The 12,781-nt window shown below is 59.0% G+C and carries 9 protein-coding genes; 6 read left to right on the top strand and 3 right to left on the bottom strand.

Features of this window, described 5'->3' with window-relative positions; translation table 11 throughout:
* Positions 1-48: 48 nt before the first annotated feature.
* Positions 49-522, top strand: coding sequence for an Rrf2 family transcriptional regulator (locus tag HMPREF2787_RS06330; protein ID WP_070549952.1), 474 nt, complete (start codon positions 49-51; stop codon positions 520-522).
* Between the two features lie 191 nt (positions 523-713).
* A complete protein-coding gene (locus tag HMPREF2787_RS06335) occupies positions 714-1,910 on the top strand; it encodes a globin domain-containing protein (RefSeq protein ID WP_070858802.1) in 1,197 nt (398 codons plus the stop codon).
* Between the two features lie 115 nt (positions 1,911-2,025).
* Here HMPREF2787_RS06335 and HMPREF2787_RS06340 read toward each other — a convergent pair whose 3' ends face one another.
* Positions 2,026-3,132, bottom strand: a complete 1,107-nt coding sequence (locus HMPREF2787_RS06340) for an NAD(P)H-dependent flavin oxidoreductase (RefSeq protein WP_070858803.1) — start codon at positions 3,130-3,132, stop codon at positions 2,026-2,028.
* Between the two features lie 109 nt (positions 3,133-3,241).
* Entirely contained in the window at positions 3,242-4,981 is a 1,740-nt protein-coding gene (betA, locus tag HMPREF2787_RS06345; RefSeq protein WP_070858806.1) for a choline dehydrogenase, read from the bottom strand.
* Positions 4,982-5,329: 348 nt separating this feature from the next.
* On the opposite strand from betA, the gene betT reads away from it, so the two are divergent.
* The 3 genes from betT to HMPREF2787_RS06360 all read left to right on the top strand — a co-directional run bounded on the left by betT (position 5,330) and on the right by HMPREF2787_RS06360 (position 10,039).
* Positions 5,330-7,510 carry a choline BCCT transporter BetT gene (betT, locus tag HMPREF2787_RS06350; protein WP_049190998.1) on the top strand — a complete coding sequence of 727 codons (2,181 nt, stop codon included), beginning with the start codon at positions 5,330-5,332 and terminating at the stop codon, positions 7,508-7,510.
* Positions 7,511-9,079, top strand: a complete 1,569-nt coding sequence (locus HMPREF2787_RS06355; protein ID WP_070858808.1) for an aldehyde dehydrogenase family protein — start codon at positions 7,511-7,513, stop codon at positions 9,077-9,079.
* 141 nt (positions 9,080-9,220) lie between these two features.
* Positions 9,221-10,039, top strand: a complete 819-nt coding sequence (locus HMPREF2787_RS06360; protein WP_083295729.1) for a CDP-alcohol phosphatidyltransferase family protein — start codon at positions 9,221-9,223, stop codon at positions 10,037-10,039.
* Here the strand turns inward: HMPREF2787_RS06360 and HMPREF2787_RS06365 are convergent.
* Positions 10,036-11,055, bottom strand: coding sequence for a hypothetical protein (locus tag HMPREF2787_RS06365; RefSeq protein WP_070549958.1), 1,020 nt, complete (start codon positions 11,053-11,055; stop codon positions 10,036-10,038). The genes HMPREF2787_RS06360 and HMPREF2787_RS06365 overlap by 4 nt on opposite strands.
* A 204-nt stretch (positions 11,056-11,259) precedes the next feature.
* Here HMPREF2787_RS06365 and HMPREF2787_RS06370 point away from each other — a divergent pair, with 204 nt between their 5' ends.
* A complete protein-coding gene (locus HMPREF2787_RS06370; protein WP_070858810.1) occupies positions 11,260-12,756 on the top strand; it encodes a YeeE/YedE thiosulfate transporter family protein in 1,497 nt (498 codons plus the stop codon).
* Positions 12,757-12,781: the final 25 nt, after the last annotated feature.

Here is a 12,781-nt window from a genome sequence, read left to right on the forward strand (position 1 = left end):
CTGGCAAGGGGGTGGTTTGTGCAGTACAACGATGAAGGGTGACACGCAATGCAATTAACGCTTTTCTCTGATTTGAGCCTGCGTGTCATCACTTTGATGGCGATGGGGGAGCCGGGGCGCAAGTACACCGCTGCCGAGGTGGCGGAGTCTCTCAATGCGTCTCGCGCGCATGTTTCCAAGGTTGTCTCACGACTTGTGGAGCTCGGCTTCTTGGAGGCGGTCAAGGGGCGCAATGGTGGCATCTATCTGCGCGAGTCGGCTACGGAAAAATCCGTCGGCAAGCTGCTGCGCACTTTGGAAAACAACGAGGTCGTCGATTGTGTCGGCACTGACTGCCCATTACTGCCGACGTGCCTGTTGCGTGGCAAGTTAGCGGCTGCGCAGGAGGCGTTCTTTGCCGCACTGGATCCAGTGTTGATTGCTGATCTCATTCCGCCCAAATCGGCTAATGGTGTGGATGCCAATCGCCCCGAGGGAGGCGGTCCGCAGGGGAGTACCCAGCTCAATATTCGTCCGGTTTAGGTGCAGAGCTGAAGGCCTGACCGCGGGTTGAAAAAGCTAAAAATGGTGCTGTCGAAGTTTTCTGGTGAAGTTTTCGACATTGCCATTTGTGCAGTTCAAGACGGGTAAAACTCAACCGCATAGAGTAGTTAGGGACACCATTGGGTGATAATACGCAAACGGAATGCGCAATATGGTGTTATTGTGAAGTCATGCCAAACCTGAATGTCAACAAGAACGGCCTGACCCCAGAGCAGGCTGAAGTCATCACCCAAACCCTGCCCGTTGTCGGTGCCAACATCGAGAAAATCACGCCGAACTTCTATAACCGGATGTTCGCTGCTCACCCGGAGCTCATTGCCGATACCTTCAACCGCGGCAACCAGAAGCAGGGTGCTCAGCAGAAGGCGCTGGCGGCATCCGTCGCTACCTTCGCAGCTACCCTGGTCGACCCAGATGCTCCCGCCCCGGAAGAACTGCTTTCCCGCATCGGCCACAAGCACATCTCCGTTGGTATCAAGCCGGAGCAGTACCCAATCGTACACAAGCACCTCTTCGATGCCATCGAGGAAATCCTCACCCCAGAGGTCTTTCAGGGAGCTGTCCGCGATGCGTGGGATGCCGTCTACCTGGAGATGGAGCGTGTTCTCATCAACTTCGAGAAGGGGCTCTATGACGACCTCGGTGTCGAAGCAGGCGATGTCTTCCGCGCCGCTCACGTCGTCTCCCGTGAAGAGCGCGGTGATGACGTCGCAGTGTTCTCCGTCAAGCTTGACGACGAAACCCCCGTTTCCTACCTCCCAGGACAGTACATCTCTGTGCGCCAGACCATGCCGGACGGCGCCGGCCAGCTACGGCAATACTCTCTGGTCGGCGGCGAGGAAGTTGTTCTGACCTTCGCGGTTCGTCGTGTCGATGCCTCCGAGGACCTGCCGGCTGGCGAAGTTTCCACACAGCTGTGGGAAAAGGTGCAGTCGGGCGATGCCATCGAAATTTCTCTGCCTGCAGGTGACCTGGTGTTGGATGCAAAGTCCGATGACCCGGTAGTGCTCATTTCCGCAGGTATTGGCGCCACCCCCATGATCGGCATGCTGGATGCCCTGGTGGCCGCCGACTCTAAGCGTGATGTTGTCGTCCTCCACGCGGACCGCGCCGAGAACACCGACGCACTGCGTGCAGAACGCAATAACGCAGTCTCTGCGCTAGCCAATGCCCGCCAGCAGGTGTGGTACGAGCCGGATTTGATGAATCTGGCTGATACGGAGCTGCCGGAGGGTGCTCAGTTCTACCTCTGTGGTGGCAATGGTTTCCTGCAGGCCATTCGCCAGCAGCTCGCCGATCGCGGTATTGACCGCAATAACGTTCACTTCGAGCTGTTCAGCCCGAACGATTGGCTGCTCGACGCCTAACGCCACAACTGCGCCGTCGGCATAAAAGCCATCGTCACAAATAAAGCCGAATGACCAGCCACGATGTATGCCCGGGGCTGGTCATTGTGCTGTTTGTAGCTTCGGTGGCTTCGTATTACTCGGCTGAGCCGGAAAGCTCCGCAACAACCTCGCCCGCAGTTTGGTTCTCGCACTGAGAAAAAGCAATACCCGCCCATAAGTTGAGATATTCTGGATCGCCGGCCTGATTCGCGGTACCACGGATTGGCGTGGTCAAGTAGTGCAATTGCGGATAAAGTTCCGGCGCGACCCTAGAAAACTCCCGGGTAAACGTGTTCTCAATTGCCCGCGCGGGCTTGCCGGAAAAGGCGTGGGTCAAAACGGTGCCGCGCTCCGTGAGCTCACGCAATGCCCGTCGGTGCGTCTCCTTCGTACCCGCCTCTGCGGTGGTGAGGAACCGTGTGCCAACTTGTACAGCTGTCGCACCAGCACCCAAAAGCTTGACGACGTCCTCTCGGTTACCCACCCCACCAGCGGCGATGATGGGTGCATCGGTAACTGCACTCGCCTCGGTGACTGCTTGGGCGAGCTTCTCTACAGAGGCCCCAATGTTGTCGGACGAGTCCTTGCCCTTCACGAATGCGCGGTGTCCACCCGCAGCTAATCCCTGCAGAACAATGCGATCAGCGCCGGCTGCAGCCGCCGCCCGCACCCCCTCAATTGAGGTCGCATTCAGCACCACTTTGCGGCCAGATTCCTTTACCCGAGCAATGACCTCTTTATCTGGATAGCCAAAGGTGAAGGAGACGAACTCCAGCGCGTCGGGGTTGGGCAGAAAATCATCAGCGAGAATTGCCTCGACTTTCGCCGAGAAGTAGTCATCTGACCAGGTCGGAGCATCGGGCAAGTCGATGTCGAAGTGGTCTGCTGCCGGTGCTAAGTGGCCGCGAAACGTGGTCCACTGCGCAAGCCCCTCCTCGGAGGTTCCGCCACCGGCGTCAGCCGTGTTGGGGCAGAAGAGGTTGATGCCGAAACCTTTGCCGTCGTCAAGCAGTGCGCACGTCTGCCGTGCCTGTTCAGTGAGCTTTTCAACAGTGAGATAGCCGGCGGCAAGCGTGCCAACCCCACCAGCATTGGAAACTGCAGCGACGAGTTCGGGCGTGGATGGACCACCGGCCATCGGAGCCAAGATGATTGATGAGCGTCGTAGGTTTTCGGGTGATTGCGAGGTTGTGCTGCTCATAGGGCGAGAGTAACACTAAGGCCGGATTCCCCCATGTGGGAGAACCCGGCCAATGCCGACGAACGGCGTTGCGCAATAGACTCCGCGCTACCCGCTACCGCCTCAAGAACTACTTATTGTTCTCCGGTGGATCCAGCGGCATGCCCTGGCCGGCGCGGTAGAACGGAATGTCCTGCGGTGCCAGCGGAGTCTTGTCGGCGATGAGGTCAGCAGCCTTTTCGGCAATCATCATGGTCGGTGCGTAGATATTGCCGTTGGTGATGCCCGGCATGACCGAAGCGTCAACCACGTAGAGGCCCTCGGTGCCGTGAACCTGCATGGTTTCCGGATCGACCACGGCCATCTCGTCGGAGGCCGGTCCCATCTTGCAGGTGCAGGATGGGTGCAGTGCGGTCTCGGCATCCTTGCGGACCCACTCGAGAATCTCCTCGTCGGTCTGCACATCTGCACCCGGGGAAATCTCGCCGTCGGTGTACTCCTTCATTGCCGGAGTGTCCAGCAGCTTACGGGAGACCTTCACAGCCTCGACCCATTCACGGCGGTCCTGATCAGTGGACAGGTAGTTGAACAGAATCGACGGCTTGACCTTGATGTCCGAGGAGGTGATGTGGACATGGCCACGGGCATCCGAGTACATCGGACCAACGTGGAACTGGAAACCGTGCGGGCTATCGATCTTCGTGCCGTCGTAACGCATGGCCAGCGGCAGGAAGTGGAACATCAGGTTCGGGTAGGGCTCGTTGTCGTTGGAGCGCGCGAAACCGCCACCCTCGAAGTGCGACGTTGCCACCGGGCCCTTGTGGGTGAGCAGCCACCACAGGCCAATGAACGGCCAACGCCACTTCTCCAGGTACGGCTGTGAAGACACCGGCTGGGTGGCGTTGTACTGAATGTAGACCTCCAGGTGGTCCTGCAGGTTCTCGCCGACGCCAGGCAGGTGCTTGACGACGTTCACTCCGGCGGCATTCAAGACCTTCTCATCGCCAATGCCGGAGACCTCGAGCAGCTGCGGAGAGTTGAAAGCGCCACCGCAGAGGATGACCTTGTCTGCTCGCACCTGACGTGTGCGCCCCTTCCAGGCGTACTCCACGCCGACGGCCTTGGTGCCCTCGAAGAGAATGCGGGTGGCTTCTGCGCGGGTGCGGAGCTCCAGATTTGGACGCTGCAGGGCTGGGTGTAGGTATGCGCGGGCAGCGGAGAGGCGACGGCCCTTGTCGATGTTCGCGTCGAAGGGGCCGAAGCCCTCCTGGCGGTAGCCGTTGACGTCCGGAGTGTAGTTGTAGCCAGCCTGCTGAACAGACCTGAAGAAGGCCTTGAACAGCGGAGAATCGGCCGGACCGCGCTTCATGCGCAGTGGGCCGTCGTGGCCACGGCGCGGGTCGTCCTTGTCGGAGCCGAGTGCATTTTCCATGCGCTTGAAGTAAGGCAGAACGTGGTTCCAGCCCCAGTTCTCTAGCCCCTTGGTGTCGCCCCACTTGTCGTAGTCCATGGGGTTACCGCGCTGGTAGATCTGGCCGTTGATGGAGGAGGAGCCGCCGACGACCTTGCCGCGGGCGTGGTAGATGCGGCGACCGTTCATCTCCGGTTCCGGCTCGGATTCGTACTTCCAGTCGTAGTACTTGTTACCGATTGGGAAGGAGAACGCCGAAGGCATGTGAATGTAGAGATCCCAGAGGGAGTCCATGCGGCCGGCCTCGAGTACGAGCACCTGCTGAGTGTGGTCTGCGGACAGCCGGTTAGCCAGCACAGAGCCGGCAGAGCCCGCGCCAACGATGACGACGTCGCGGTGTTCGACTGTGGTGTTGCCATTCTTTTTACCGAAGTTGAAGACAGCCGGGAAAGCTCCCATGTTCTGGTGTACCTCCGTAGGTTGTTTGCCGATGTATATCGGAATGGTTTTCAAGGACTGTGATAAGCCCCGATAAGCCCCAAGTAATATTTAAAGGCGGGCCCTATATATTGATATTGGAATAAGTGGCCGGAGGCGTATCTCAAATCCCCTTCACCTATATAGAATGCCACACAATTGGTATTCAATTCCAGTTGGAATGATTTTAAACGCCTTGAAAACTGGGTAAATATGCAGGTGAAGGTGTTGATGTTGGTATTGGAGAATTCTTCTGAATCGATTCTTAAACTTGAGGGATTATTCAAACTAGGTATGCTGGGTTAGTTCCCGAATATGAAGGATTTTCCTATGTCTGATACTCCGCCAACTGAGAAGGTAACGGAGGAAAAATCTGGATCGTCGCAAGGAATGCAGCGATCGCAGTCGGCCCCTCCACAACAAGCGCAAGCGAGTGTGACCTCCGAGCCTGAGGTCAACTGGCCTGTATTTATTATTTCAGGTGTTGGCATTCTTGCCATTGCCCTGTGGGCTATTTTTGCCCCGGACAATGCAGCGGACACCCTAGCTGGCATTGTCGCCTGGGTATCGAAGAACTTCGGCTGGTTCTATATTGTGACCGCGACGGTGGCAGTGCTCTTCATGCTCTACGTCGCTATCTCGCGAACGGGACAGATTAAGCTCGGCCCCGATCACGCCAAGCCTCAGTTTGGTCTGTTCTCCTGGGCCTCTATGCTCTTTGCGGCGGGTATCGGCATTGACCTGCTCTTCTTCTCGGTAGCGGAGCCGGTGGCACAGTTTTATGGCCCGCCGACCGGAGACGCGGAGACCATCGAAGCTGCACGTCAGGCAGTGGTGTTCACGCTCTTCCACTATGGCGTGACCGGTTGGGCACTCTACGCCCTGATGGGTATGGCATTCGGCTACTTCGCGTATCGCCTGAACATGCCGCTGACCATTCGTTCGGCGCTCTATCCGATTATCGGCAAGCGCATCCACGGCCCCGCTGGTGAAGCGGTCGAAATCGCGGCGATGCTGGGTACCGTTTTCGGTGTCGCAACCTCGCTGGGTATCGGCGTCGTCCAGCTGAATTACGGCCTGCGTGTGCTGTTCGGGGTGGATGAGAGTACGTCCTGGCAGATCGCTCTAATCGTCGTGGCCGTATCGGTGGCTATCGCCTCCGCAGTTTCCGGTGTCGACAAGGGAATTCGTCGTCTCTCGGAGCTCAACGTTGGCCTGGCCATCTGCTTGATGCTCTACATCCTGGTTACCGGCCGCACCGCGTTCCTGTTTGACGCACTGGTGATGAACGTCGGTGAGTACGTCTCGAAGTTCCCGTCCATGACTATGGATACCTACGCGTTCTCCGGAGCGCAGGAATGGTTGAACTCCTGGACCCTGTTCTTCTGGGCTTGGTGGGTGGCCTGGGCACCGTTCGTCGGTTTGTTCCTGGCTCGCATTTCCCGTGGCCGTAGTCTGCGTCAGTTTGTCGTCGGCACGCTGACCATTCCATTCCTCTTCGTTCTGATGTGGGTATCGGTGTTCGGTAACTCGGCTCTGGACCTGGTTATCGGTGGCGATTCGGAGTTTGGGCAGACTGCATTGGATTACCCGGAGCGCGCCTTCTACCTTCTGCTAGAGCAGTACCCGGCACCGATGTTGGTGGCGGCAGTCGCCTCCCTGATCGGTCTGCTGCTCTACATCACCTCGGCTGACTCGGCAGCACTGGTGATGAGTAACTTCACTTCGAAGATCACCGACACACAGCAGGACGGTAAGAAGTGGACCCGTATTTTCTGGGCTGTCGTGGTCGGTGTGCTGACCATCGCGATGCTCTACGTCGGCGGTATTCCGACACTGCAGTCCGCGACGATTGTGATGGGCCTGCCGTTCGCCTTTGTCATCTATCTGGTGATGTATGGCCTGTTTAAGTCGCTGCGACTGGAGCTGTTGCAACAGGATTCGACACGTCGGGCCCTCCATGGGGCGATGTCGGGCCGCGCCGTAGATGGCGAACAGGGCGACTGGCGTAAGCGACTTGCCCGCTCCATGTCCTTCCCGGGTAAGAAGCCAGTCATGCGCTACCTCGACCGAGTGGTACAGCCCGCGCTTGAACAGGTGGCAGAAGCTATCAGGGACCGTGGCGGCGAAGTGACGCTGCACCGTGAACCAGCAGAAGAAGTTGGCATCGACCAGATTGACCTGCAGGTCGGTTTCGGCGAGGAGATGAGCTTCCGCTACCAGGTCTATCCGGTTGAACACTTGACGCCGTCTTTCGCTGGCCTGGTACACCTGGACAGTGATGCTGATATTTACTACTACCGTCTCGAGGTCTTCACGCTTACCGGCTCGCTCGGCTACGACGTCTATGGCTACACCCAAGAGCAGCTGATTTCCGACGTCCTCGACCTCTACGAACGGCACTTGGAGTTCCTGCATATGCAGTCTGATCTCCCGGGCACCTCAGATCTGTCCGATAATGCCGAACCTGTCCGCGAATGGTCTGATGACTACGCCAAGGAGGATTCCTAAATGACCTTTAAGCCTTCCACTACTGATAAGGCTCTCGCACCCGAGACCGCCAAATCTCACGAAGGGGCCACCACGCTGTTTATCAACGGCACCTGGTCCGCTGCAGCCGCTGGCAACACTCGCACCATCGAGTGCCCGGCCGACGGCTCTTTCATCGCCGAGGTCGCGGAAGCAGACGCCACCGACACCGAGCGCGCCATCGCCGCCGCCGACGCTGCTTTCCGACGTACCGGAGAAGGTTCCTGGGCATCCTGGAGCACAGCTGAGCGCAGCAAGTTGGTACTCGACATCGGTGCTGCCATCAGGCAGCGCAAGGACGAATTTGCCTGGGCAGAGGCCATGGATACCGGTAAGCGCCTGCCAGAGGCGGCAGCCGATATGGATGACATCATCGCCTGCTTTGAGTACTTCGGGAAGCTTGCAGGCAATGATGCCGGTCGTCTCGTGGATGCGGATGACCCGTCCGTCGTCGCGCGTCTTGTGCGTGAGCCCGTCGGTGTCTGTGGTCTGATTACGCCGTGGAACTACCCACTGCTGCAGACCGCATGGAAGGTCGCACCGGCGCTGGCCACGGGCAATACCTTTGTGCTCAAGCCGGCGGAGCTGACTCCGCACACAGCAATTCTACTCATGCACGTCATCGATGATCTGGGTGTTCCGGCGGGCGTTGCCAACCTCATTACCGGAGCTGGTGCCGAAGCGGGCGCACCGCTGTCCTCGCATCCGAAGGTGGACATGGTCTCCTTCACTGGCGGTCTTGTCACTGGCAAGATTATTGCTGGTGAAGCGGCTAAGTCTGTGAAGAAGGTCGCGCTTGAGCTCGGCGGCAAGAACCCGAACATCATCTTCGCCGACGCCGATTACGAAGCCGCTTTGGACAATGCCCTCAATGCTGCGTTCCTGCACTCCGGTCAGGTGTGCTCGGCGGGCGCTCGCTTGATTGTGGAGGAGTCCATCGCCGAGAAGTTTGTCGACGATCTGGTCGAGCGCGCCGGACACATCCAGCTCGGCGGTCCGCTCGACGAGAAGGCCGAGACCGGTGCGCTGATTTCGAAGCAGCACTTGGATAAGGTCGCGGCATACGTCGATCGAGCTCGTGAGCAGGGCGCTCGTGTGCGCGTAGGCGGCGAGATCGCCGCAGGTACCACCGCCGATGGTTCCGCCTCGCTTGCCGACGGCTACTTCTACCTCCCAACCGTGATTGACCAGGTCACCCGCGATATGGACTGCGTCCACGACGAAGCCTTTGGCCCGGTAGTGACGGTGGAGACCTTCACCACGGTTGACGAGGCCATCGAGATTGGCAACGACACCGAATACGGCCTGGCCGGTGCGGTGTGGTCATCCAACCGCGAGGTGTCTGAGCGCGTTTCCCGCGAGCTGCGTCACGGTACCGTCTGGATCAACGACTTTGGCCCCTACCTGCCACAGGCCGAGTGGGGTGGCTTTGGTCAGTCCGGTATTGGCCGTGAGCTGGGCCCGACCGGCCTGGAGGAGTACACCGAAGCCAAGCTGGTCTACGAGAACACAGCACCGGCTGTTACCGGTTGGTTCGAGGATCGTCGTTAAATAACTCGGAACAAGCCCGAGTAAAAATACGGGAAAACGACCCATCGGCCGTTATACTCACCGATTGAAAAAATCGACTCTGCGCACAACTGCGATAAAGGTTTGCAGTTGTGCGCATTTGTTCTCTAAAGGACATCTGCCGTGAACGCTACTACCCGCTCCGACAATGCCAGTTCTAGTGCCGCCAGTGGGCCAGATACTGCCTGCGCCGATACTGCCAGCACCGCCGCGACCTTCACCCGCTTCACCCGGCGCCAGCATGTCATCGCCTGGGCTGTGCATGCCTTTACGCTGACCGGTTTGGTGTGGGCAACGCTGGCTGCGGTCGCACTGTTGGAGGGCCGCCCACATTGGATGTGGTTTTGGCTGGGCATTGCCCTCGTCGTCGATGGTGTCGACGGCAATATGGCGCGTAAGCATCACATCAAGGAAGTCGTCCCGTGGTTTAACGGCGCAGTGGTGGACAATATCGTCGACTATCTCACCTGGACCGCCATACCCGCGGCTTTCATGGTTATGTATCTGCCGCTGGGGCCACGGCCGTTGGCGATTGCCCTGATCATTTTGGTCCTGGTGTCGTCGATGTTCTGCTATGCCAACGAAGCCGCCAAGTCCGGCGACTACTACTTCGTTGGTTTCCCCGCCGCGTGGAATATCGTGGCGGTCTTGCTGTGGGTATGGAACGCGCCGATGGCGGTGTGTATCTCTGCCATTTTTATCTTCAGCGCAATGACGTTGGTGCCGCTGCACTACACGCATCCATTCCGCGTGGAACGCGGCCGGATTGCCAACATTGCCGCAACGTTCATCTGGATTGTCTCGACCGGCATGCTTATCGCAAGTGAGACGATGGCAGCGTCGTTAAGCAAGGCGTCTATCCACGGGCTTGTGGCTGTCAACGTTGCCGCCGGTGCCTGGCTGATTATTGGCGGCGTGCGGCGCTCGCTTAGCGGTCGCTAGCGGCAGTTGGTGGGTGGTTGGCGCAGGATTGCGGAGATGGCGCGGTCGCGCAGCCAGCGGACGTATTCGACGGCGCAGGCTGCAACAATTAACGCAATGACAAAGATGGTGACCCACACCGGATAATCGCGTCCGTTGGCCCAGAAATAGACATAGGGCGAGACGAAAGTCACTACGGTGATCAGGAGCCCCAGCATTCTTCGGCCGAATGAGCGGCCGGTGATCATCTCGACAATTCCCCAGGTGTAGGGGATAGCGGTAATGATGTCGATGCTCCACAGCACCCAGACATTGCCGTGGAATCCGGGGACGAAAACCACAGGTAGCGCGCGGAGCGAAGAGTAGACCATCACCACCAGGTAGGCCAACACTTTCGGGTTGTAGAGCAGGCGCCACACGGGGTTGCGCTCGATGAGTTTGGTCCCGACTTTGCGTAGTGCATGCAGATCCTTTTGCTGCATGACCAGCGTATTTGTTCCCTCCAGCAGGTAAGCGAGCAGTTTTTGCTGCACGCGACTGCCGTGTGCCCAGGCCTGTACCAGCTCGCTTGGCGAGATAGCGATGGGCACCAGTGGTTCTCCGCGCTGCTTCAGTGCAGTTGGAAGCTCGAGGGTACTGTCATCGAGCTTATCGACGGCCAGTTCCGGGCCCACCACATGAACGATGTCGCCGCCGAGGATGTTTTGTACCTTGTCCACATCACTTTCGGGCAGCGAGCTGAACCAGAGTAGCTGCCGGGAGGAAATTGCCATCCGCAAGGCGGTGCCCAGAGCTTCTGCCGCGTCATCGATGGCGTAAAAGTCCTGCGTGTTGGTGTGGGCGAGTGAACGCAAGCTGTCGATTGTCACGACATTTTTGGCATTGAGCTCGCTGAGGCGGGCCACGCCGGAAATATCGATGACCGCCTGAGGGTCAAGGGCGAAAGCATGGGTAAAAGGAAGGTCGAGTATCGAGCGCATCGCAAGGAGCCGCTGGTGTCGCTGGTGTCCAACCAGGGCTGAATTCTGTGCGCTCATAGTGTTTTAGCTTGCCACAACTTGCGCTTCTCACCAGCAACTATACGGTTCGGTCTGTCTATTGGCAGGTGTTCTACCCTGTGAAAACTTCATTAAGTTGGACTTTTTTCGCTGTGTAGAGTAGCTTCTAATCCACTAATAGACAGGTCTGTTCATTATGGCTTTGATGGCGGACTGGCTCATAAATTTAGGAGAAACACTCTCATGCTCATCTCAGGACTAGCGCTGGGCGCCGTGCTCGGCTTTGTTATGCAGCGAGGACGCTTCTGCGTCACCGGCTTCTTGCGCGATATCTTCACTCAGCGCAGCTGGCGCGGCTTTGTCGCCCTGCTGATTGTTATTTCCGTCCACGCCATCGGCCTGGCCGCACTGACCAGCGCCGGCGTGATTACTCCCGAATACAACGAGCTGGCACCACTGGCCGTTATCGTCGGTGGCGTTATCTTCGGGCTGGGTATCGTCCTGGCCGGTGGCTGTGCCTCGGGTACCTGGTACCGCTCCGGTGAGGGCCTGATCGGCTCCTGGATCGCACTGGTCTTTTACGCCCTATCCGCTGCTGCCATGAAGACTGGCTTCCTCAACGGCCTGCAGGATTCCCTGAAGGACCGCACCGTCGGCCTGACCAGCATCCACGCCTCTCTGGGCATTAGTATCTGGCCCCTGGTCATCGCGTTGAGCGCCGTCACGGCATACTTCGCCGTACGCTACCTGCGTGAAGAATTCTCCGGCCCGCGTCCGGTGACTCTGGCGCCGCGCAAGTCCGGTCTCGCGCACATTCTGACTGAAAAGGCCTGGCACGTGTACGCCACCGCCGCCATCGTTGGTGTGCTTGGCGTTATCGCATGGCCGCTGTCCGCCGCGACCGGCCGCAACGACGGCCTCGGCATCACGACTCCGTCCTCCAACCTTGCCAACTACGTTGTTACTGGTGACACTGAGCGTTTCGACTGGGGCGTCCTCCTCGTCCTCGGCATCCTCGTTGGCTCCTTCATCGCGGCTAAGGCCTCCGGTGAATTCCGCCTCCGCGTCCCGGACGCAACCCAGGGCGCACGCTCGGTCGTCGGCGGCATCTGCATGGGCGTCGGCGCTGCATGGGCCGGCGGCTGCACCGTCGGCAATGGCATGGTTCAGACTTCGCTGTTCAGCTACCAGGGTTGGCTTGCGCTGGCGTCCATCGCCGCAGGTGTCGCTATCGCCGCAAAGCTTTGGCTGAAGCCGTCCGCACCTTCGCTTAACGACGTCCCGAGCACCCCTTCCACCACCAACGACACGGCGGTATCGGCAACGGCTCCGGTCACTTCGGATGCTACTTCGCCTGTGTCCCTGCCGGGTAGCGACAGTGCAGGTGCCGGTGCCGGTGCCGCTGGCACCGAGGCCTCCCCTCTGGCAGGTGCCTTTGCTGTCGCGCCGGTGGCGTTGCTCGACCGGAGCGTCGTAAAGCAGGAAGACGGCAAGCTCAAGCCGCTGGGCGGCGGGCGTTACGAGCTCGACACCGTCGGCGCGGTGTGCCCATTCCCGCTGATCGAGGCCAAGGACGCGATTGGCAAGATTGAGATCGGCGAGGAGCTGGTGATTCCATTCGACTGCACCCAGGCCACGGATGCGATTCCGCGGTGGGCTGCGAAGGATGGCCACGAGGTCACCAATTTCGAGCAGACCGGTGAGGCTGGCTGGACTATCTCTGTTCGCCGAGGGCGATAAGTCCTGGTGACGCTGGGGGAGCGTT

Source organism: Corynebacterium sp. HMSC061H03, from assembly GCF_001838215.1.
Classification (GTDB): domain Bacteria; phylum Actinomycetota; class Actinomycetes; order Mycobacteriales; family Mycobacteriaceae; genus Corynebacterium; species Corynebacterium jeikeium_D.